Genomic DNA, 23,697 nt, shown 5'->3' on the forward strand with positions numbered 1-23,697 from the left:
CTATAGGAATCCGGTTTGATTTCTGAAAAGATACGTAGGGTGTGTTAGCGACAGCGTAACGCACGAAACCCTTGATAGTGGTGCGTTATGAACTTCGTTCTAACACACCCTACATACCTAATTTTGTTCAAAAATCAAATAGGAGTCCTATAATATAGTAGCCATTAGTAATAGCACATTTTTCATAAAATTGTCATTCAGTAAATTCTACGGCAATAATTAGAGCCTTAATAGAGTAGAAATATTTAAAAATAATGCCGTAGTTATATTAACTACGGCATTATTTTTTAGAAATTCCAAATTTATATCGATATTTACCGAGAGTCAACGGCATATTCAATTAGTTGAGCAAGGCGATGGCGTAGGGTTTCTAATCCCAAGCGCTGACTCGCTGAAATAAATACCGCTAGGGGGAATTCTTCTCTAGCTAAAGCTAGTGTCTCACTATTTGCTCGATCGATCTTGTTAAAAATAACTAGCGCCGGGCCAGGAGTTATTGGCATTTGTGCCAAGATTTCTCTGACTGAGCGAATATGACGCAACCAAGCTGGGTGAGACAAATCCACCAAATGTAGTAGGGAATCAGCTTCTGTAACTTCCTCCAAGGTGGCGCGGAAGGCATCCATTAATGATGCAGGCAGTTCGTGTATGAACCCTACCGTATCTGTAATCAGAATTTCCTGATGTTCATTAGTTTCGCCATAAGGAATTACCAAACGCCGGGTGGTAGGATCGAGAGTGGCAAATAGTTGGTCGGCTGTATAAACTTCTGCGTTAGTGAGAGCATTCAGCAAAGTGGACTTGCCAGCATTGGTATATCCGACCAAAGCCACTGAGGGAATTTCTCGATGTTGCCTTCGTTGCCGTAACCGCGAACGATGGGCTTGCAACTGAGTTACTTCTTTTTGCAGTCGGGAAATACGCTGCCCGATCGCACGGCGTTCTGTTTCTAATTTTGTTTCACCAGGGCCACGAGTCCCTATACCACCACCCAATCGAGACATGGTACGACCTCTACCAGCTAATCGCGGTTGCATGTATTCTAGCTGTGCTAGTTCTACTTGCAATTTACCGGCACGAGATTGAGCGCGTTGAGCAAAGATATCCAAAATTACTTCGGTGCGGTCAACTACCCGGATGCCAATTTGCACTTCTAAGTTGCGGACTTGGGAGGGTGAGAGGTCGCGGTCAAAGACGACGAGATTGACTCCTAGTGTTTGGGCAGTTAGGGCAATTTCTTGGACTTTACCTTCGCCAACTACTGTTTGGGGATGAACGCGCGATCGCTTTTGTTGGATTGTCTGTAATACATCTCCGCCAGCAGTATCAACTAAACGCGCCAATTCTACTAGGGTGTCTTGGAATTGTAGGGGAGTTGTCTCACTGGTCATCAGTCCGACAATTAGCACGCGATCGTGGTCAGCATCTACTTCTTGGGCGACAAATTCGCGCTGGAATTCCGCTTCCAGATTTTCTACCAAGTCTACTAAATCCTGGTCTGCTAAATCATCCAAATCCATAGGTGGCGATATATTCCAACTTGGGGTTTGGATTTGTTTAGAGTGAGCGAAGCCGAATTGGCTTTCCTCTACTTTGACAGCAGCAGGACTAGGAATCAGGGTGCGAGAGTCTTGGGGTGTCAGATGAGCTAGATAAGCTTCTTTGACATACCCAGTCGCACCACCTCCCCGCCGTGTAAATCCGGTTCCGGTTATATTTAGGACAACTAGGGCATCTAAGCGTTGCAGCGCCATAGCCGTGAGTGCCGCTTCATTGGGCGGTTCTGCCTTCAAATGGGTGGCAATGCAACGAATACCACTGAGTCGTTCTGCACCGTAACGGGGCAATTCCATCGGTGGTATTTGCGTTTGTCGCGGTGTGCCTACTCCGACGCGAATCACTTGTCCGCGACGGTTGATGTAGGCGCACACAGGCTGATTGACTTCTGTGCTAATTGCTGCCAGACGCTGGGAAAAATCAGGCGTGGTGATGCGATCGCCTGGTATACGCTGGTGATACAGCCGCTGTAGTTGTTTCAGCTGGCTGGACTTCAAACCTTGGAGATTTCCGTAGATAGTTTCTATAGGCGTTTATGACCAGTAAATGGCCCCCCAAATCCTTATATGTCTATTTTACAATAGGGTTGAGGCTGCTATCTATATCTTCTGAGGGATGCATTGTGAATTAGTTCGCGCTGCGTATTAGTTTGACGCTATTTTGGTGATAGTAACCCACAAATCGAGCAATGGTAACAACACGCGCCGCCTCAGAACAAAGGGCTGTATTGAGAAATATCAGCTGGCAGACTTTTGAAACCATGCTAGCGGAGATTGGAGAGGATAGAGCCTCTCGAATCACCTATGATCGCGGAACGCTGGAAATAATGACTCCACTGATGCCGCACGAACATTGGAATTGTTTGTTGAAACTACTCATTTTCGTTTTGGGTGAAGAGTTGAATTTAGAGATTTTTCCTACAGGTTCAACAACTTTGAAACGGGAAGATTTGCGGCGTGGTGCGGAACCAGATAGCAGTTACTATATTCGCAATGAAGCGTTGGTGAGGAACAAATCAGAAATTGATTTGAACCGTGACCCAGCGCCAGATTTAGTAGTAGAAATAGATTTAACGAGTTCTTCGTTGAATAAATTCGATATTTATGGTTCTTTAGGTATTATGGAAATTTGGCGTTATGACGAGGGTGTGCTGTATATTTACCAACTGCAAAAAGGGCAATATATAGAGTGTAATAATTCGCCAAGTTTTGCACAATTGCCTTTAATTGAAATTGGTCGGTTTTTAGAAGAAAGTCAAAGAATTGGCGTGATGAAAATGACGCGGAATTTTCGAGAATGGGTGAAGGGACAAATTTAAGAATTTACGCAGCTACAGAAAGACTGGGGTGAGAGTCTTTCGCCAGTGTTTCACTGCTGTTTGCAACTCTGCCGACAACCAGCTATCAAATTGGGGATAAACTGGCGATCGCGGCACTAATTCCCAGCCAGCAGGCTGTAAAATATTTCTCAAAGCCTGTTCTTGAATATGGGGATAATCGGGATTCACTTCATCTTTTGGCCCAATTCCACCCAAATCCCTAGCACCAGCTTCAATACAAGCGAGTAACCAGCAGTCATCCTTAACTAAATTCGGCGGAATTTGAATACTAATATCTGGCGGTAAAATCTCACGGGCTTTAGCAATTACTTCTGGTAACTGATGGGGATTAAAAGGTGGCGCATCAAAAGTTTGCTGATTTCCAGGACTATGAGGTTGTAGGATAACCTCTTGAATGTGATGGTAACGTTGATGTAAGTTAGATATAGCTTCTAAAGTTTCCCACCAATCATTATCGGTTTCTCCAATTCCCAAAAGTAACCCAGTTGTAAAGGGAATTTGTAACTCTCCCGCCCACTGCAATTGTTGTAAACGAATTTCTGGTAATTTACTCGGTGCGTGTCGATGTACACTCTTTAACAATATTGGCGTTAACTGTTCCAACATCAGCCCCATCGAAGCATTTACACCTTTGAGCTTTTGCATTTCCTCAAAACTCAGAGGCCCCGCATTGGTGTGTGGTAAAAATCCCATTGCAAGCGCTAATTTGCACAAATCATAAATTCGCCCAAACCACGCCTCACGCCTTGGCGAATTGGGATGAACTTCACCGCTGAGGATAAGGATTTCACAGACTTTTTCGCTTGGAAGTGATTTGAAAATAGTTTCTGCATCTGAAAGACTCATCCAGGGACTTTTACCAGGTTCACTACGAAAGTTGCAGTAACTACACCGATTAAAGCATTCGTAAGTGGGAACTATTGTATAAGCAGGGCTATAGGTGACAAGACGATAATTATTAATTGGCATAAGCAGGATAATCTCAAGGAATGCCTTGCTTAAACTATATATAGCAATTCTATCTGATTTGTGAAAATTACTTTGTTGATGAACCAGAGAGGCACAGAGAAGCCGGTGCGTCCTTGCGGTTCCCCGACTTGTAGCAACTGGCACGACACAGAGAGAAGAGTCAACAGAAAATTTTCACAAATGTTTTAGTAATACTATAAATTACCGTGTGACTCTTATTTCTTGCCAAGATATTAGATAAATAAGAACTATTTGCTTTTATAAATTTCTGGTAACTGCCACCAAGGAATATGGGGATATTCGTGATGTTCCTCATGGTAGCCAAAATGATAACAAGTGATAAACGACCACCAAATTGGACGGTTAATAGTTTGGGAACAATGAGGCTGAATATAACCTCCTATGGGTTCCCTATGGGGGAGAAAAGTCCCAAAATAAAATAATTGGAATGAACTTAAAAGCGAAGGAATTACCCAAAAATACGTTAGATTGGCAGTGGGTATATGCAGAATGTAATTATTAAAGTGATAGATAGTAGTCAAGGCAATGATTTGTCCCCAACTCCAGTAACCCTTCATAAAATGAAAATACCACGCGAAGAAATTTTTGTATTTACCATTATGAAAATCTGGGTCTATTTGGCTTGCTGGATTGTGGTGGTGTATCCAATGTTTTTTTAATAATTTTTTGTATGGTAAAAGACCATAAAGAGATAAGGTTAATGTCCCAATCAAATGATTAATCTTGGTGTTTTGGGGAAACACTACCCCATGCATAGCATCATGAGATGTAATAAATAATCCTGTATATAAAAATGTTTGCCAAAGGATGCTAGGCAATAGCATCCAAAATGTTAACTTGGAGATGTCAAGGGAAAGTAATAAACTCAGGCTAATGACCCATGCAGTAATAATGATAATCGCAATGAAAAGTCCCTTAAACTGAGATTTATTTTTCCCTACTGTGGTCAGTTTTGTTTGATGATTGGGTGGTTGTTCTAATTGAATCACGCTTTTACTCCTCCTAGTATTCAGATGAAAATTCCTAAAATATAGTCACGACAAAAAGCACTAACCACCATTCAGAAAACTCTATTAGTGGTCAGTGTTTTGGATTGGACAGTGCCAATACTCTAATAATATGTACAAACATTAAGATACTTTAACTATTATTACACATAGAACCGCTATACCCAAAACTGTTTTCGGTTGAGAAGCAAAAAGTATAAATAACAACGCTGATAATTTTAGTGTTTACAGAAAATAGTGTTTCTATTTGGTGATTTATAAACAGATAAGCCTTAAAAATAAATAGAGGTTTATATAATAGTTAGCGGTAAAAGCAGGAATTTACATTAAGTAATTTCCTGCTTTAGTTGTAGCTTTTGAAGGCACAATGTGAGTAAGTACTGAAAAAATTACCATGTTCCAAAGTTCGGACTAAAGACATTTTCTCGTTAGAAAAGGCAGCCTTTTATATTGGTAGAGATTTGCAGAGAATCAACTAGGACTTACGCCAACAATGGGCAAAACCCTTATTTTCAGGTAGAGGAAATTCATGAATTGCCTTTACAGTATGTGGTTTTGCGTAAATCCTATAAACGTCTAGGCTTTTTTTTGTCTTTGTAATTTTGAGATAACTGTATTTTTCAGCAAATTTTGCTATCGTGACTCACATTCTCGTTTAGTCACATAATGGCGATAGCGAAACATTGCTTCTAATTGCGCTTGCACTAACCAACCACTGACAAATTCAACTGTCCCTCCACCAGGCATAGAGAAGGAAATAGCATCAGTCAGCCTAGTTTTGCCAGCTTCCGATTCAAATTCATGTCGATGTACCCAAGACTCAAAGGGGCCAGATATCTGTTCGTCTGTAAACAGGCGATATTTGTCGCATTCAGTATGACGCGCTAACCAAGTTAATGGTAATGGGCCGAGAAACAGACGAAATTCTGTGATAGCGCCTACGTTTAGCCCTCCCTCACGACGAACTATTTGGACTGGCTGCCAAGGTGGATTCAGCATTTGCAAAATATCTGGCCTTTCATGAAATTTCCAAACTACTTCTGGTGAGGCATTAATTACTGAGGAATGTTTAAAGTGCAGCATGGAAAGAAAAACCTAAAATTCAACTTTCGGATTCTGTATCAATCTCGATATCTAGGGTATCTTCATTAACCCTCACATACAAAATATTCGGGTTACAGCAAACTTGGCAATCTTCTACATAAGATTGCTGTCCTCCAGCACTCAAATCAATAAAAGTTAAGTTTGGTTCGCCACAATAGGCGCAGTAATACTCAGCTGTGTTTTGCATCAAGTTTTTGGGATTGGGAATTGGGCATTGGGAATTGGGAATTGGGCATTGGGCATTGGGCATTGGGCATTGGGAATTGGGTATTTTCCTTGTCCCTTTGTCCCCTTGTCCCCTTGTCCCCTTGTCCCCAGTCCCTAGTCTCTAGCCCCCAGTAACGACTGTAGTTCTTTTGGAGATGGGTTGATATAACTCTGAGCATCAGCCAAATGCTTTAGTAGTGTAGACTGTGGTAGAGGCCCTTGCAAGTGACTCCAGGGTAATATTTGGTCTGTAGGCCAATCGGCGTGGACGTAGAAATCTAAGCTGGGGATTTGTCCTTTGAGTTGCTTGAAAGCACGTTTGTAGCTACCCAAGGAGTCGCCAAAGTCACGGGTAAGTTGAAGAAGTTGGGAGAGTCTGCGATCGCCTCTCGACAACAAAGCTTGTATAATCGACCAATTATAGCTTTCTGGGCGAAACTCTATCCCCTGCGGTTTTAGCTGTTTTTGCAAAAACTGTAAGCGCTTTTCTGCTTGACGATTTACCCCAAACCATTGAAATGGTGTGTGTGCTTTGGGTACAAAGGTGCTGCATCCAAATGTTAGGCGTAATCCTGGTGCAGCTTTTTTGATATTACGCATCATCGTCACGGTTTGCTCTAAATCTTCTGCTTCTTCACCGGGAATTCCTGCCATTCCGTAGAGTTTCAAGCTTTTTAAGCCCCCAGCTTTGGCATTTATCGCTGCTTGGATAATTTCGTCGTTATGCAGCTTTTTGTTGACAATTTGCCGGATTTTCTCAGAACCACTCTCTACTGCAATGGTAAGCGATCGCGTGTCTCGTTTCGTCAAAGTTTCTGCTAGCTGGACTGTTACGGTATTTGTTCGCACTGAGGCAATACTGAGACGGACATCATCGTACTTTGGCTGACTAATATAATCTAGCAAATCTTCAAACTCTGGATGCTGAGTTACAGAAGCCCCCAATAATCCTAGCCGATTTGTGACTTCTAAACCTTTTGCGATCGCGGGAATTAAAGAATCTTCCAGACTGGCTGTTCTAAAAGGCAGTGTGAGATAACTCGCCAAACAAAAGCGGCACATTTCTGGACAGCTTCTCACCACTTCCACCATGTAAATATTTTCCCATGCGGCTTTTTCGGTGACTACAGTCGAAGCCGATAGAGTATTTCCCCGATAAGTCTGCTTTTGCACCACTGCGGGGATTTCGGAAGAAATTGGTTTAATTGACTTGACTGCACCATCTTTTGTGTTATATTCGACTTCATACAAACTGGGAATATAAATTCCTGGGATTTGTGCAAGTCTTTTTAGTTGAGTTTGTCTAGAAGCATTTCTGACTTCTTTGTATGCTTCAATGAAATTTCCTAGTAGGTTTTCGCCATCCCCCAGTAAAATTACATCAAAAAAATCTGCGAAAGGTTCGGGGTTAGCTGTGAGAACGGGGCCACCACCAAAAATTATCGGATGAGAATCATCACGAGAAGTTGCTTGAATGGGAATTTCTAAAGATTCCAGTAAATTTAAAATATTCACATAATCCAGTTCCCAGGAAATTGAAAATCCGACAATTTCTGGTGTTCTGGGGAGTTGTTCGTGAGTATCTGTAAACAGGCGACTCACCTGTACATCATCACGCATTGCCAGAGTTGCCCAAACTACCTGATAGCCAAGGCTAGTGATACCTACGCTATATTCATTGGGAAAGGCGAAGATTATGGGGATAGCGTTGGTGTCTGGGGTGGTAGGGGTGAATAAGAGGCGTTCAGATTCAAATACAGATGAAGTCATGATAATTCGTAATTCGTAATTCGTAATTAATACAGTTAGACTCAGGCTGACTCAGGCTATATACAGACAGATTGCAATTGATTTTCTTCCTATTATTCACAGAATATATCCTCTTTATGGTGTCAGAGGTTTTAGTTATGAGCAGGGTTATCTATATTTAATTTTAAGCCATAGAATTATCAAGTTAAAAAACAATGTCACACTATTAGCAAGAATAATTGGCAAGGCTTGTAGATAGATTCCGTAGATTAACCATAAAAAAACACCAATTATGAATGTAATCAGTGTAACCAAAGAAACATCTTTTGCTGATTTTGTTTGCCATGTTTTAAACATCTGTGGCAAAAAAGAAATTGTGGTTGTTGTGGCAGCCGCTAATCCTAGAATTGTCAGAAAATCCATTTATGTAAACCTATAAGATAAAGTTTCTATTGGTTAAAATTTTTAGAGACTGATTTTCATTAAAACTTACGCAAACAATAATCACAGCAATGATTTTCAGTTAGGGGCAATCCTCTGTAGAAAGCTGCTTTGCGTCTACATGAATTGTCCCTAATGATGTAGTTTTGCGTCAGTATAATTCATAATACTGGATTAATGTCTTCGGTTTTACATTGTGGCGTAACGTAGAAAGTGGAAAAAAGAAAAAGGGAAAAATTTTAAATCTTTTCCCTTCTTCTTTAAGCCTTAGCCTAATCATGAAAAAATATATGATTGACGCTAGTGAAATCGATTAATTAATTCTTCACGGGATAACTGCAATAGTAAAGGCGTAAACTCTTCTGGTGGTAACGTCAATAAAGGTTCAATAATTTCTTGAAGTTCATTATCTATTTCACCAAAACGAAATTTGAGCAAGTTTTCCACCACCAAACGTTCTCCCTGCTGAATTCCTTGTTGTTTAGCCTGTTCTCGGTCTTGTTGGTAAAGTGGTGCTAATCGCATAAGTAATTCCCTATCTTCCTCATCTTGATTTTGAGTGACTTGTAAGTTTTGCTGCAAGTTGTACAGCAATTCTAACGCTGCTTTTCGGAAAGGATTATCTGGAGTCAGTGCTTCTAGTTCGTCAATTGCTTGCTTTTGAACGTTCCCTCTACCGATGATTCTCAGCCATAAGGTTTCTGATATGGAAGGCAACTGATGAATTGCTACTATTACGGTACGTAAATATTCTGACATGAAGTAGATTCCAGGTAGGTAGTCAACTTTTGGGTTAGCACCAAATCCTGATAAGAGTTGCGCTGATGCTGTGGGGGTAAGAATCCATAATTTTGGTAAATCAGATTCTAGAATGCGTGTTTTATTTCGATTTGCTTGTCGTTGTAAATCGCCACGTACCTCTAATAATTTTAAGAGGCAATCGCAAATTTCTGTAGCTGAGGCTGCGTTACGAAAGGGTTCAAATAGAGAAGGGGTAGTGACAAGTTAACCTAATAATCCGAGGGTTTCAGGAATGTTACTTGGTTGTGGTTTTGGGATGAAATAAACGTCAATTTGTCTAACTTCTCCTGCAACTCGTCTAGCTGCTTGGACTTCGCCGTAAGGAGTGAGTAATTGTTCGAGATAGTCTTTGGCGAATTGGTCGTGAATAAATCTGGTCATGTGTTGATAGTTTGGTGATGCAAACCAGTTTATTTACCATTGTCTGACGATTTTTTGAGATAAGATTTAGCCCAAACATATCGTTTTGAATCTTTTTTCAGTAAATATTCTGCGGCTTCATGTCGTTTATTCTCGTCTTTTGTACTCCTGATTACTCGTTTTCTTTCAGCATCTATATCTTCAATTTCTGCCCCACGTTGAATGGCTTGTTCAAACCAATAATCTCCTTTTGGATAGTCACCTCTGTCATAACATATAGCACCCATTAAAGTATAAGGTTGATGACTATTAGGATGATACTCCATAGATTTGTTCGCACAAATTTCTGCATCAGCTAAGTTATGCGTATCTCTGAATGCTGCACCTCTGGTAACTAAAATTGCTGACTTAAGATTTCTTTGTTTGATTTGGCTTAAGTCTAAGTTAGTAAGTTTTAATGCCTGTTCCGGTTCATCTGCTTTGCGCCAATAACTACTAGCTGTGGGAATATGCCATTGATATCCAGGTGAAACTCCTCCTCATAAAATTCTGCCTCTAGCCTGTAATATGCAAGAGCAATTTTTCCGCCACGAGATAATAGTTCCTCTTCTATAAGCTGCAAAACCAACTTAGGATCTAGCCGTTCTTTTTTCTCTAATTTGACCATGATCGCGTAAAATGGCTCTAGCGGAAGTGAAGGATCTATCAATCCATATTTTCTCTTCAGAATAGCGAAGTGCTTTTGTTGAGCGAGAATAATGATATCTTCACGTCTATTATTTTGTAGCCAGTCAATTTCTGATTCATTAAGTAGTTCTCCGAAATCTATCTTAAATTTTAGGGTAGAGGCATATTTTTCATTTGCAATTTCTATAATCTCAGTCAGCTTGCGTTTTTTGAGGAAGTTAATATCCTGTTCACCTAACTGATTAGACAATTCAAGCCTTTTGAGAATTTTATACAGGTGACTCTTAGGCGTTAAATCCTGATACTCAGTTGCTTTATACTTAGCTTTCAAGGCAGCAAATTCTCGTGTTTGTTCCAATTCTTGAGCAATGGCAATTGTTTCGCTAAGTCCTTGTTGTTCTAGCCAGTTAATTTCTGAGTCACTTAAATTATTTTTTGCGTCAATGTTTTGCAGTATTGGATATAACGGACTGGATAATAATGAGTCTGAATGTTTAATCGCTTGGTATTTATTTTTTAACTCAGCAAACTGAGCTTCTTTTTCTGACTCCTGTTGCCTAAAAATTTCTTCTGTCTCAAATAGCTCTTGCTTTATCAACCATTCTAATTCAAGGGTGCTTATTCTTTGTTTGCTTTCCAGTTTATTGAGAATTTTATATAGTGGACTATTAATTGATGAACCTTGGTATTTTGTAGCCCGGTACTTTGCCTTCAAAGCAAAAAAATGCCTCTCCAATTCCATTTTATGAACAAGTGCTACTGTCGCACCAAGCCCATTATTTTTTAGCCATTCAATCTCTGAATCCATTAGTGGATTCCCTGAATGAAACTTCCAAAGGATTGGATACAGAATAATAGAAATATTTTTGAAAGCTCCTGATAATTTAGGTACTTGATACTGAGATTTGAGATGGGAAAATTCATTTTCTAGTTTTCTAAGTTCTTCTAACTTATATTCCTGCTGTTGGCAAACGATTTCAACTGTTTCAAAAAGTTCTTGCTCTCTTAACCAATCAAACTCTAATGTAGTTAGCTCAATTCCTAAATCAACTTTTCGCAATATAAGATACAGAAGACTAGAGTGTGATGAATCGTTGTATTTAGTTGCTTGGTATTTGGACTTTAGGCTGGTAAAGTGTTTTAAACGATTTTGATACTCTTTGTCTGTATTGATAGCAGCAGTCATAGTACTCAGCTAATGTGTTATCCGCTACTATAGCAATCTCAGTAAAAAACGGCGAGTCAGTCACCCACCGTTCTTGTTTGCGGTGCTTGCTCCTGTTTAAGTCGCCTTAAAATTGTCGCAGTGATATAACCTCACAGAAAATCAGGAATTAAAATCTTAGCAGGAGGCACAATAAGCTGGAACGATTATCAAAACATATCGTTAAGAATCCCGTTGCCTTTAAGCTAGGGAATGTCGAAATCCAGGAAAATTACATGAATGCTGAAGAATTATTAAACCAAGGATTAAACCACAGTTTACAAGGGGATTATCAAAAAGCGATCGCTACTTTCAACCACGCTATAGAAATCAATCCCAATTTTGCCATAGCTTACTATCACCGAGGTAATGCTCGTTACTTTTTAGCAGATTATCAAGGAGCGATCGCAGATTATAATCAAGCATTGCAAATCGATCGTAATCTCGCCCAATCTTACCACAGTCGGGGTAATGCCTACTTTGCCTTAGAAAAATATGACGAAGCGATCGCTGATTATATCCAAACAATAGAAAATAGTACCCAGTTAGCTGATAATATCAATATTGATATTGCCAATGCTTATCATAATCGGGGTGTGGCTTGTTTTGAAAAAGGCGATCGTCAAGGAGCAATCGCAGATTTTCAACAAGCTTTACAATGGCATCCCAATTTTGCCGCAGCATACAGCAATCGAGGTAATATTCACCATATCTTAGGAAATTTTCACGAAGCGATCGCAGATCATGACCGAGCATTACAATTAGATCCGAAGTTGGCGGAGGCTTATCATAATCGAGGTAATGCCCACTACTCTTTAGCAGATTATCAAAGTGCGATCGCAGATTACAACCGCGCTTTAGAAATCAACCCCAGGTTTGCTGGAGCATATTACAATCGAGGTTTGGTTCTTGCTCATCTCAAAGAATATCACCGAGCAATTGAGGATTTTAACCAAGCGCTAAAGTTAAATCCTGATGATGTGCAAGCCTATTGTGAGCGGGGTCTTGTCCGTAGTACTCTTGAAGACTATAAGGGTGCGATCGCAGATTATGACCGAGCCTTACAAGAAAATCCGACTCTAGCTTTAGTATATGGCTTTCGGGCCAATGATCTGCGCCGACTGGGAGATTATCAAAGCGCAATAGAAGATAGCAATCGTTTATTACAACTCAATCCTAGTTTAGCTGAAGGATATTGCGATCGCGCGGCGGCTCGTCGTTCTTTAGGAGATCATAAAGGAGCAATTAAAGATTACGATCGGGCTTTACAGATTAATGATAACTTAGCCGCAGCTTATTATGGTCGAGGGATTGCCCGTGAAGCTCTGCAAGATTTACAGGGTTCAATTGACGATAACACCCAAGCAATAGAGTTAATTCCTGAATTTTCGCAAGCGTACTGCAATCGAGGAAACGCTCGTCGGCTTTTGGGGGATGAACAAGGAGCGATCGCAGATTATAATCAAGCATTAGCAATTAATCCTGATTTAATTGAAGCATATTACAACCGAGGTTCAACGCATTATGCTTTAGAAGCTTATGAAAATGCGATCGCAGATTACACCCAAGCTTTACAAATAAATCCTCAATCTGCTGCATTTTACAGCGATCGCGCCAATGCTCGCTATGCCCTAGAAGATTATCAAGGGGCAATAGAAGATTATAGTCGAGCGATCGCGATCGACTCTAGTTTTGCTGAAGACTGGTACAATCGGGGTCGTAGCCGTTCTCTATTGAGAGATTTACAGGGAGCGCTTACTGACTTAAATCAAGCTTTACAGCTTCAGCCTCATTGGGCTTCAGCTTATATTCTTCGAGCAGATGTCTACCAAAATCTGGGTGATTCTCAAAGAGCAATTGCGGATTTCCAGAAATCCGCAGACTTGTATTACCAAGAGGGAAATATTCAGTATTATCAACAAATTATTGAGCTTATTGAACAGATTCGATAAATTGGGAATTGGGAATTGGGAATTATCCTTATCCCCTTGTCCCCCAATACTGGCGGCTTAAGGCAAGAGACGCGATGAATCGCCGTCTCTACAAAATATTAATTATTGTAGAGACGGCGATTTATCGCGTCTTTGCGACATATAATTTTCATCGGAAAACCTTAACAAAACCGTATTTCCTTGTCCCTACTCCCTTGTTTCTTCAAAATGAAAGCGTTCCATGAAGCGCCTGTCAATACAATCTTTGTAATGCCATAAAAGTTTATGAGGTGGTAAAGTGATGATGCCTTTGGTTAAGATTGCTCGTTTGTCTCCTGTACCAATTAAACTTAAATATTGTTTTTGTGGCTTATAAGGTTTGAGCGACTTTCCTAACAAAATTCGCTGCAAATTCTCAAATAAAGGTTTACCTTGTCTAACAGCAAACACCCCAGCTTTCGAACGCGGATAATTTACCATTGTGGCGATGTCACCAGATGCAAATACCTGCGGATGCGTTTGAGATTGCAATGTGTCTTCTACCAGAATAAAACCTTGTTCATCAGTTCCTAGTCCCGCATTTTTTAACCATTCAGGTGCTGAAGCTTGTGTCACCCAAAAAATTTTATTACATTCTAATATCAAACCAGATTCGCACTTAATCTCAAATATTTCTCTAGTTTGCTTGTGGTTTATAGGTGCGATATTACACACACTTTCTCCAAGATGTAGCTCAATACCTCGCTGGGTGAGAATTTGCTGAATTTGATGCCGTACTGATTGATGGTAATTGGGCATCAGTTCCATCTGACGATGAAATAAATGCATTTCCAGATTGGGAATTTGTTGAATCTGATGTAAATGAGATTGCATCGCCAACGCCAATTCTACACCGCCAGCACCACCACCTGCGATCGCAATCCTAATCAGTTCTTGAGGATTTTTACCTACAGCCGCAATTAGTTCATCCCAATGTTCCAATAGCTGCGATACTGGTTTAGCTGCGATCGCATATTCTGCTGCACCTGATACAGACACTCTGGCCGGAGTGCTGCCAATATCAATAGACAGCACATCAAAATCTACCACCAATCCGTTAGCACAGAGAACTTTGTTGTTTTCCAAGTCTAGAGCAACTACTCTGTCAATATACAAATTTGCTTGAGCAAAGTTTGCTAAGGGTTGCAAATCAATATGACATTCATCATGGGTGTAAAATCCAGCAATGTATCCTGGTAACATTCCAGAGTAGGCTGTCTTTTGATTTGCACTAATCAACGTCAAACGCACTCCGGGTAACGGCTTCGTTCCGAACATTTTCAGGGCAATTGCATGGCTGTGTCCGCCACCAATTAGCACTAAGTCTTTAACTATCGTATGTTGACAGTCATCATTAATTCTTTTCATGCTGTAAAAAATATTTCATCAATTTATAACAGTCATTTATCAAAAATAAGTCCAGGGATACATACTTTTGTAGAAAAATTTAACCCAAATCAGCATAAGTTGCTAAAAGAACGTTTAAGAATAGCAATTGAACAACTAGAAAATAACATAATAGAACCCAGTCTAGCTGTAATTAATGATTTAGAGAAAATTGCCCAAAATCATCCACAGTATCACTGGATAATTATGAATACTCTTACTAATTTTGTCCGAAAAAATACTATTCATGTATCTCAAGAAGAAGCAATAAACAACCTGTCAGTAAAAGTTCGTGCAGATATTCAAGCAGCCCTCACTATTATCGCTAGAAGAAATGTAAATAAAGACCCAGAAAATGAACAGCTTGATTTGAGTCACACGGACATGAGAGGAGTAAATCTGAATAGAGCGAATCTACAAGAGGCAAACCTCTATCAAGCTAATCTTGCTGGGGCGAACCTCACAGAAGCTAATCTTGCAGGAGCAATTCTCAGTGCAGCTAACTTAGAAGGTGCTAACTTATATTTAGCTAATCTAGAAGGGGCAATCTTTAGTGCAGCTAACCTAAAAGGAGCTAACCTAAAAGGAGCTAACCTCCATTATGCAAGCTTATATCTAGCTGATTTACATGGGGCAATTCTCAATGATGCCATACTTGATGGGGCAAACTTGAGAGAAGCTAAATTATCTGAGTAAAACACCATTTTTGCAAGGCGAAAATTAAAAGGAAGAAAGCTTCCAGTGCAAGCTTTTCAATAATTGTTCAATTTTTGCCTTAATTCCGAAGTATATTCAATATTATTACTTAGTTAAAGAGGTATTCGGACACCTATTATAATTTTCTGTTAAATGGTATACTATTTTTTCCAAACATCTAAGTAATAATTCTAAGTTGTAAGGAAAATTTTTACCATGTCTTCTAAAAAGACAGACACTCTGTTGAATTGGTTCATAACTATAACAGTTTTCTTTGGTTTCTCACTGACTGTAATTTTCTTTGCTTTGTCTAGTATTAAAGAATTGTCAATTCAGGAAAAAATTCAGTATAGAAACCAAGCTTTAACAACTACTGCAATAGTTTTCCTGGCATCAGCAGCAATGTTTAATACCTATTATTCAGCAAAGCGGGCCCAAGCGATGCATAAAAATGCGATCGCAGCTGAGAAAAACCTCGAAATTAGCGTTCAGAATGCCAAACTGAATCAAGACAGATTGACTTCAGAACGCTTTATGGGCGCAATTGCCCAACTTGGTCATGATAAAATTGAAACCCGAACAGGTGCAATTTATGCATTAGAAAGGGTTGCTCAGGATTTTCCTAAAGAACACTGGACAATCATGGAAATCCTCACTGCCTTTGTGCGCGAAAATGCACCTATCCAGGCGGTGAAGGGAGAGCAACAAAAACCAGAATATTCACCAGATGCTTACTCAGGTAAGCGTAGAGGTGGGTCGCGTCCGACACAACAGTTGGAGCAAAACCTCCATGAAGAATTGCCAATAATCCGCACCGATATTCAAGCAGCCTTAACTGTCATCGGTAGGCGTAATTTACTCGAAGACCCAAAAGACCAGAAACTTGATTTACGTCATATCGACATCAGACGAGCAGACTTGCTAGGAGTGAATCTGCAACAAGCCGATTTACGTGGTTCTGATCTGAGTGGGGCTGACTTGCGGGGAGCCGACTTGAGTGAGGCTGACCTCAACGGTGCTAAACTCGTTAGGTCTATTCTCTATGAAACCAAATTCTTAAAAGCCAGTCTCTGTGGAGCTAATCTGTGTTGGGCTAATCTCAACCGGGCTAATCTGTCTGGGGCCAACCTGCGTTCAGCCAACCTTTCTGGAGCAAGTCTGCGTGTAGCGAATCTCCAAGGAGCAAACCTTTATAAAGCTAACTTGCAACAAGCAACTTTAAAAGTTGCCAACCTCTCTGGAGCAAAGTTGTTTTTAGCTAACTTGCAAGGTGCAAAACTGGGTAAAGCCAATTTAAATCTAACGGGTTTGATTGGTGCTAACCTTTCGGGGGCTAACCTAAATGGAGCCAACCTTTCTGGGGCTAATTTGAATGCAGCCAAACTCCACCAAACAGAAGTTTATTTTGCCAATCTCTCAGAAGCCAGTTTAACCGAAGCTGACCTGCATCAGGCAAACCTGATTGGAGCTAACCTGCATAGAGCGACTTTTTATCAAGCCAACCTGACACAGGCTAACCTGATGGGAGCTAACTTTTTAGAAGCTGACCTTCGTGATGTCAAACTCGAAGGGACAATTTTAACAGGGGCTAAAAACTTAGAGTTGCACCAGATTAGAAAAGCACTTGGCGATCGCACCACTCGTCTACCTGATTATATAGAACCACCGACAGATTGGCCGCAATCAGGTTGAATTATCACCGCATCATTAGTTATTTGGGCGCATTCTACCGATTTCACTTAATGCTATAGTTTTTACCAAAAGTCTCTGTAAATATTTCGGAGATGAGGAAGAAACATAATTTATGTCTGATAACAAGACAGACACACCCAGAAATTCGTTTATAGTTCTAATTTTATTTATTGTATTGTTTATTATTTCATCCGTTATAGTCGGTTCCTTTGTCTGGCATATACCTCCAATAGATGAACGAGTAAAAAATGAAACGGAAGCGCTAAAAACTACTGCGACAATTTTCGGCGCAATTGCAGTGTTTATCAATGCTTACTATGCAGCCAAGCGTGCGGAAGCTATGGATAAAAGTGCTGAAGCTGCAAATAAGAGTGCTGAGGCTGCAAATAAAAGTGCTGAAGCTGCTTTAATAAATGCAGCCTCAGCACAAGACAAACAAATCGCAGAACGCTTTGCCAAGGCTATTGAACAGCTTGGAAATGAAAAGATTGAAACGCGATTAGGTGCGATTTATACTCTAGAACGAATTGCTAAAGATTCTACTCAAGATCACTGGACAATCATGGAAGTCCTCACAGCTTTTGTGCGAGAGAATGCTCCTTTGATGGATTTTTCCGAGAAAAATACAGGAAATTCGGACTCATTAGGAAATTCGGACTCATTAATAATAGTCAATACTTGGAATTATCAAAAACCAAAGGAGATAGAGCAAAAACCAAAACTTCAGACGGATATTCAAGCTGCTCTTACCACAATTGGACGGCGCAAGTCTGAGAATGACCCAGAAAATCAGAGACTGGATTTACGTAATATCGATATTAGAGGAGCAGACCTCAGGGAAGCCAAATTGCAAAAGGCAGACCTCAGGGAAGCCAAATTGCAAAAGGCAGAACTCACTAAAGCCAATCTCCAAGGGGCAGATATGTTTGGTGCTAACCTGCAAGAGGCAAACCTTAAACAAGCTAACCTTGAAGGAGCAAAACTAATTGGCATCAATCTGCGAAAGGCAAACCTTGAGTTCGCCAACCTGCAAGGAGCAGACCTTATACTAGCTAATCTGCAAGAGGTATTTCTCAGAGAGGCCAATCTGCAAGGAGCAAACCTTAGGCAAAGCAACTTGCGAGGGGCAAAACTGAATGGAAGCAATTTACGAGAGGCATTCCTTGAGGAAGCCAACCTAGAAGAAGTATTTCTCATGAGAGCCAATTTACGAGAGGCATTCTTTGAGAAAGCCAATTTACAAAAGGCATTTCTTATCGGAGCCAATCTTCAAGGAGCAGACCTCACGGAAGCCAACTTACAAGAAGCAATTATCAAGGAAGCTAACCTGCAAGGGGCAATACTCAGGGGAGTGAAAAACCTAGAACAACACCAGATTGAATTGGCAAAAGGCGATCGCACAACAATCTTACCGGAAAATCTTCAACCACCCAAACACTGGCAAGCTTAAATTTCACCCTCTGAACCTCAATCTTGACCCTCTGAACCTCAAACGTGAGTTTTTTAAAATACAAAGTTGACTAAAGTAACATCTTATTTCCAATTAATATGGACATTTCAATTGCGTAGAATAGCTTCGTTTCACGCACAACAGCATTGTGCCTCTACCGCTAACCTCCGTAGTTCAGGGGATGTTTGAAAAATAAGTTGTGATGGATTTCATAGATGATTTCCATTAAGTAGATTTAAGTACTTGACAAGTACTTCCGTATTTGTACGCTATCAGATATTTATAGATACTCTTAAAATCAACCTAAATTTATTTCCGTAAGGAGCCAGATATGAAGACTTATGACATATCTTTTATAAAGACAAATGGACTCACGACTTTTTTGGTATTGATCTCAATTATATTTATTTTCTCAGCAACTCTTATTCTCTCATTATTTGAAAGTATTGAAGGATTTTCAAATCAGGAAAAAATAGAATATATTAATCAAGCATTAACAACTCTTGCCATAATTATTGGAGGACTGGCATTAATTACTAATGCTTACTACACTTCCAAACTTTCCCTAGATGAGAATCAAAGTCTGTTAACACAACTCCTTGCTGGGACGCTAGCTTGGGATAAGAATATCGTAACTGGTATCAATAACACACAACCAACTCCAGAAGAGATTGTTCCAGAACGTTTTTGTAAAGCGATTGAACAACTGGGAAATGAAAAGATTGAAACACGATTTGCCGCCATTTATGCTTTAGAACAGATTGCTAAAGATTCTCAGAAAGACCATTGGACAATTATGGAAATTCTCGCTGCTTTTATCCGCGAGAATTCTCCGGTGAATCATGAATATGAGAACGATTCAGAGGAGTCATCAAAACTTCCTACAGATATTCAAACAGCCTTAACTGTCATTGGACGACGCGATGCATATAAAGATCCGGTAAATCAGAAACTGGATTTACGCAATACAGACCTCCGTAATGCAGACTTAACGGAAGCTAACCTCTCTAGGGCAATCCTCGTAGGAGCTAACTTACAATGGGTCAATTTTACACGAGCAAATCTCTCGGAGGCTGACTTATCAGTAACCGATCTTTGTGGTTCAATCTTCTATGAAGCAAACCTCTCAAAGGCAATCCTTCCAGAAGCCAATTTGCAAGGAGTAGTCCTCAGAAAAGCAAACCTCTCAAAGGCAATTCTTTATGATGCCAATTTAGAAGGGGCAATCCTTTGTGATGCTAACTTGACAGGGGCAATCCTATGTGATGCTAACTTAGAAGGGGCAATTCTTTGTGATGCTAACCTCTTTGAAATAAATTTTGAGGGTAGCAACCTCCAAGATGCCAACCTGATTGGTAGTAACCTGCAAAGAGCAAAACTTGCTGGAGCCAACTTAGAAGGTGTGTTACTCAGTACAGCTAATCTGCAAGATGCGAACTTCCAAGAAGCCAACCTCTCTAGGGCAAACTTGAGCGGATGTGAAAACCTAGAATTACAGCAGATTGAAGAGGCAATTGGCGATCGCACAACAATCTTACCGGAAAATTTGAACATACCACAACAGTGGCAGTAAAGAAGCCCTAGCGAATAGAATTCATGGCTATACAAACGAGAACGACTAAGAGAAAATAAAGTTTTTTAACCCGCGCAGGCGGGTTTTGTTTGTGTCGATGTAGTTTAGAATTGCTTTTTTAACTGTTACACCTACCGACATCTGTCCATAACTGAAGTTCGGTTAATAGCTCAAGTCCACTCAAGTGGACTGAATCGATCGTTTAGTCCACCTAAGTAGACTTAAGCTATAGGACTAGTATTTGATTTCTGAAAAGATACGTAGGGTGTGTTAGCGACAGCGTAACGCACGATCGTCAAGGGTTTGGTGCGTTACGAACTGCGTTCTAACACACCCTACAATACCTAGTTTTGTTCAAAAATCAAATATGATTCCTATATAGGAATCATATTTGATTGATTAAAAAATCTAAGTATATGTGGACAACATAGCCTTAAAAAGGGGAATTGGAATCAAAGTCCCGCTTTTTAAAAGAGATTTAGAGAGATATAGAACTTTTGATACTGACAAGGAGATGTTTAAAACATTATCTTAAGAACGAATTGGTATTTGGAATAAAATATATCATTAAAAATGAGAAATCTCTCAAACCTAAAGATGTTTTTTAGTAATTTAAACTTATTTGTTTTTCATAACAAAAGACTTTTGACTGAATTTGCCTCTGATTGTTGGCGCTGTTACAATCGGTTATTTTGAAACCGTTTACTATATCTAAGTACTTTCAAAAAACCAAACTAATTCATCAGTAACATAAGTTTATTAATACTGAGATTAGCATGTTCTTATCCTATAAGGCTAAATTGGAGTATTTTACTAAATTCTCAATGATTTCCTTTTTTTGAACTCATAATCAATAAATGAACAATAACTAACTAATTAACAAAGGAAGTAAAGATTAGTAAAAAAAATAAATAATTAATAGTAGAAATTTAATCAATTCAGTTTTTTCTGCGCCACTAGTTAAGAGGTAATCTATGGTGCGAAACTCAAAGCTAGGGTACAGAACGTTCCCTAAATATATTCTGCGTCCATCCGTTGCTATAGGTATAATTGCATCTTTATTTGTTGGCGGAATAAGTTTTTATATAGTAAAGCGCTGGCAAAATTATGTAAATTCAGAGACACAAGCGCCAGCAACACAATTGCCACAGTTAAAAACGGTAACAGCTTTAGGACGGATTGAACCACAGGGAAAGGTAATTAAACTCTCTGCTGCGGTGTCTGCGGAAGGAAGTCGGGTAGAAGAGTTGTTAGTAAAGGAGGGGGATAGGGTAAAAGCAGGACAGGTAATTGCGATTTTGAATAGCCGCGATCGCTTGCAAGCAGAATTAAAAGAGGCGCAGGAACAAGTGAAAGTAGCCCAGGCAAACCTAAACCGTACCCAAGCAGGTGCTAAACGCGGTGAAATTGCTGCCCAAAAAGCTGCGATCGCTCGCACAGAAGCAGAACGTCAAGGTAATATTAATGCTCAAGCAGCAACAATTGAGCGATTTCAAGCCCAACTGCGTAACGCCCAAGCAGAAGACGAGCGTTATCAGCAACTATATCAACAGGGTGCAATCTCTGCTTCTCAACGGGATAGTAAGCGTTTAAACTTAGAAACCGCCCAAAAAAGCCTGCAAGAAGCGCAAGCACAATTAAATCGTACCCAATCAACTAGCCAGCAACAGGTAAAAGAAGCTACTGCAACCCTTGAGGAAATTGCTGAGGTGCGAGGAGTAGATGTAGAAGCTGCCCAAGCAGAAATCAATCGTGCCGTAGCAGCCATGAATCTGGCAAAAGTCAATCTCAAACAGGCCCAGGTGCGATCGCCCCAAAATGGACAGGTATTTGAGATCCATACCCATCCTGGCGAATTAGTCTCAAATGATGGCATTGCTGATATCGGACAAACCAATCAGATGTATGTCATAGCCGAAGTCTACGAAAGCGATATCGGCAAAGTGCATTCCGGCCAGCAAGTGCGAATACTCGGTGATTACCTCCCAATTGAATTGCAGGGAATCGTAGATCGCAAAGGCTTGCAAGTGCGACGGCAGAATGTCATTAACACAGATCCCGTCAGCAATATCGACAACAGAGTAGTAGAAGTCCATATCCGGCTAGATGAAACCTCCAGCCGAAAAGCTGCCACCTTAACCAATATGCAAGTTAAGGCAGTAATTGAATTGTGAAAAATCAGGGATTGGGGACTAGGAAAAAGTTTTCCAATCCTAGTACCCAATCCCCAGTCCCCATTCCCCAGTCCCCAGTACCTAATTATGGGATTGATTAAACAACTGTTACGGCGAACACCTCTTGGATGGCTGCAACTGAATCATGAAAAAAGCCGTCTCTTGGTAGCATTATCAGGCATTGCTTTTGCGGATCTTCTCATGTTTATGCAGTTGGGCTTTCAAACTGCGCTGTACGACAGTAACACCAGATTACATCGCAGTTTGCAAGCAGATATTGTTTTAACCAGTCCCCAAGCCCGTAACTTGCCAAGCTTGTCTACATTTTCTCGGCGGCGACTTTACCAAGCAATGGATATACCAGGGGTGAAGTCAGCAGAACCAATGTATTTCAATAACACAATCTGGAAAAATCCCCAAACACACCGTGAAACGGGGGTGTTAGTTATCGGCTTCAACCCAGACAAACCAGCTTTTGATTTACCAGATGTTAACCAGCAATTACAGGCGATTAAGCTACCAGATACCGTCTTATTCGATCGTGGTGCAAGAGGAGATTATCAAAAAGCGATCGCTCAAATTGACCAAGGTAAAACCCTAACAACCGAAATAGAACGGCGCACAATTACCATTAGTGGCTTATTTCAAGTCGGGGCTTCCTTTGGTTCTGATGGCAATCTGATTACCAGCGATCAAAACTTTTTGCGGCTATTTTCTGGGCGACAATCCAGCAGTGTCAGTCTTGGTTTGATTGTTCTTAAACCAGGCTATGACCCGAAAAAAGTAGCAGCAATGCTTAAAGCCTATCTGAGAGATGATGTCAAAGTCTTAACCCACGCCGAATTTATTGAATTTGAAAACAACTTTTGGAGAACAAATTCGCCAATTGGATTTATTTTCAGCATGGGTGTATCAATGGGCTTTGTGGTGGGCGTGATTATTGTCTATCAAGTCCTTTCCGCCGATGTTAATGCCCATGTTCGAGAATATGCCACCTTCAAAGCAATGGGATATCGCAATTATTACCTGCTAGGTGTGGTGCTTGAAGAATCGTTGATTTTGGCAGCACTAGGTTTCTTCCCCGGATTGGGAGTATCTTTAGCACTTTACCAACTGACTCGCAGTGCCACAAATTTACCCATGTACATGACTGCGATTCGGGCATTGCAGGTATTAGTACTGACTATCATGATGTGTACAATTTCTGGTGCGATCGCTACCCGCAAACTCCAAGCCACCGATCCTGCTGATATGTTCTAAATTTGTCATTGGTCATTTGTCATTTGTCATTTGTCATTTGCAAATGATAA

The 23,697-nt window shown here is 40.3% G+C and carries 20 protein-coding genes; 8 read left to right on the top strand and 12 right to left on the bottom strand.

Annotation, left to right across the window (positions count from 1 at the left end):
• Positions 1–314: 314 nt before the first annotated feature.
• A complete protein-coding gene (gene hflX / locus CDG77_RS17515) occupies positions 315–2,084 on the bottom strand; it encodes a GTPase HflX (RefSeq protein WP_094330625.1) in 1,770 nt (589 codons plus the stop codon).
• A 161-nt stretch (positions 2,085–2,245) separates the two neighbouring features.
• Here hflX and CDG77_RS17520 point away from each other — a divergent pair, with 161 nt between their 5' ends.
• On the top strand, positions 2,246–2,875 hold the full coding sequence (locus tag CDG77_RS17520) for a Uma2 family endonuclease (RefSeq protein ID WP_094330626.1): 630 nt from the start codon (positions 2,246–2,248) through the stop codon (positions 2,873–2,875).
• 12 nt (positions 2,876–2,887) lie between these two features.
• Here the strand turns inward: CDG77_RS17520 and cofG are convergent, their stop codons facing one another.
• From cofG to CDG77_RS17560, 10 genes are all read right to left on the bottom strand, one after another.
• Positions 2,888–3,865, bottom strand: coding sequence for a 7,8-didemethyl-8-hydroxy-5-deazariboflavin synthase subunit CofG (gene cofG, locus CDG77_RS17525; protein ID WP_094330627.1), 978 nt, complete (start codon positions 3,863–3,865; stop codon positions 2,888–2,890).
• A 248-nt stretch (positions 3,866–4,113) separates the two neighbouring features.
• Entirely contained in the window at positions 4,114–4,875 is a 762-nt protein-coding gene (gene crtW, locus CDG77_RS17530; RefSeq protein WP_094330628.1) for a beta-carotene ketolase CrtW, read from the bottom strand.
• A 651-nt stretch (positions 4,876–5,526) separates the two neighbouring features.
• Positions 5,527–5,976 carry an SRPBCC family protein gene (locus CDG77_RS17535; RefSeq protein WP_094330629.1) on the bottom strand — a complete coding sequence of 150 codons (450 nt, stop codon included), beginning with the start codon at positions 5,974–5,976 and terminating at the stop codon, positions 5,527–5,529.
• 19 nt (positions 5,977–5,995) lie between these two features.
• On the bottom strand, positions 5,996–6,184 hold the full coding sequence (locus CDG77_RS17540; protein ID WP_094330630.1) for a CPXCG motif-containing cysteine-rich protein: 189 nt from the start codon (positions 6,182–6,184) through the stop codon (positions 5,996–5,998).
• Positions 6,185–6,318: 134 nt separating this feature from the next.
• Positions 6,319–7,974, bottom strand: coding sequence for a B12-binding domain-containing radical SAM protein (locus CDG77_RS17545; protein ID WP_094330631.1), 1,656 nt, complete (start codon positions 7,972–7,974; stop codon positions 6,319–6,321).
• 147 nt (positions 7,975–8,121) lie between these two features.
• A complete protein-coding gene (locus CDG77_RS17550; protein WP_223269851.1) occupies positions 8,122–8,319 on the bottom strand; it encodes a SemiSWEET transporter in 198 nt (65 codons plus the stop codon).
• Positions 8,320–8,694: 375 nt separating this feature from the next.
• Positions 8,695–9,153 (bottom strand): hypothetical protein, encoded by a 459-nt coding sequence (locus tag CDG77_RS17555; protein WP_317615923.1) that lies wholly within the window; start codon positions 9,151–9,153, stop codon positions 8,695–8,697.
• Positions 9,154–9,399: 246 nt separating this feature from the next.
• Complete coding sequence (locus CDG77_RS37665; protein ID WP_223269848.1) at positions 9,400–9,576, bottom strand: hypothetical protein; 177 nt, start codon at positions 9,574–9,576, stop codon at positions 9,400–9,402.
• A gap of 29 nt (positions 9,577–9,605) precedes the next feature.
• On the bottom strand, positions 9,606–9,881 hold the full coding sequence (locus tag CDG77_RS38865) for a hypothetical protein (RefSeq protein WP_317615924.1): 276 nt from the start codon (positions 9,879–9,881) through the stop codon (positions 9,606–9,608).
• A 128-nt stretch (positions 9,882–10,009) separates the two neighbouring features.
• Positions 10,010–11,428 (bottom strand): hypothetical protein, encoded by a 1,419-nt coding sequence (locus CDG77_RS17560; protein ID WP_317615925.1) that lies wholly within the window; start codon positions 11,426–11,428, stop codon positions 10,010–10,012.
• 254 nt (positions 11,429–11,682) lie between these two features.
• On the opposite strand from CDG77_RS17560, the gene CDG77_RS17565 reads away from it, so the two are divergent.
• The gene (locus CDG77_RS17565) at positions 11,683–13,398 is read left to right on the top strand and encodes a tetratricopeptide repeat protein (protein WP_094330633.1); all 1,716 of its coding nucleotides are present in this window, start codon (positions 11,683–11,685) and stop codon (positions 13,396–13,398) included.
• Between the two features lie 186 nt (positions 13,399–13,584).
• On the opposite strand, the gene CDG77_RS17570 is transcribed toward CDG77_RS17565, so the two are convergent.
• A complete protein-coding gene (locus tag CDG77_RS17570) occupies positions 13,585–14,784 on the bottom strand; it encodes an FAD-dependent oxidoreductase (protein ID WP_094330634.1) in 1,200 nt (399 codons plus the stop codon).
• On the opposite strand from CDG77_RS17570, the gene CDG77_RS17575 reads away from it, so the two are divergent.
• From CDG77_RS17575 to devC, 6 genes are all read left to right on the top strand, one after another.
• On the top strand, positions 14,755–15,498 hold the full coding sequence (locus CDG77_RS17575; protein WP_094330635.1) for a pentapeptide repeat-containing protein: 744 nt from the start codon (positions 14,755–14,757) through the stop codon (positions 15,496–15,498). The two genes, CDG77_RS17570 and CDG77_RS17575, sit on opposite strands and share 30 nt — an antisense overlap.
• A gap of 216 nt (positions 15,499–15,714) precedes the next feature.
• On the top strand, positions 15,715–17,190 hold the full coding sequence (locus tag CDG77_RS17580) for a pentapeptide repeat-containing protein (protein ID WP_094330636.1): 1,476 nt from the start codon (positions 15,715–15,717) through the stop codon (positions 17,188–17,190).
• Between the two features lie 112 nt (positions 17,191–17,302).
• A complete protein-coding gene (locus CDG77_RS17585) occupies positions 17,303–18,640 on the top strand; it encodes a pentapeptide repeat-containing protein (protein WP_094330637.1) in 1,338 nt (445 codons plus the stop codon).
• A 331-nt stretch (positions 18,641–18,971) separates the two neighbouring features.
• Positions 18,972–20,213: a pentapeptide repeat-containing protein gene (locus tag CDG77_RS17590; RefSeq protein WP_223269849.1), complete on the top strand. Its 1,242-nt coding sequence runs from the start codon at positions 18,972–18,974 to the stop codon at positions 20,211–20,213.
• 974 nt (positions 20,214–21,187) lie between these two features.
• Positions 21,188–22,387, top strand: coding sequence for an ABC exporter membrane fusion protein (locus tag CDG77_RS17595; protein ID WP_181154287.1), 1,200 nt, complete (start codon positions 21,188–21,190; stop codon positions 22,385–22,387).
• An 87-nt stretch (positions 22,388–22,474) separates the two neighbouring features.
• Positions 22,475–23,647 (top strand): ABC transporter permease DevC, encoded by a 1,173-nt coding sequence (devC, locus tag CDG77_RS17600; RefSeq protein ID WP_094330638.1) that lies wholly within the window; start codon positions 22,475–22,477, stop codon positions 23,645–23,647.
• Positions 23,648–23,697: the final 50 nt, after the last annotated feature.

The sequence above is a fragment of the Nostoc sp. 'Peltigera membranacea cyanobiont' 213 genome (assembly GCF_002245975.1).
Taxonomy (GTDB): domain Bacteria; phylum Cyanobacteriota; class Cyanobacteriia; order Cyanobacteriales; family Nostocaceae; genus Nostoc.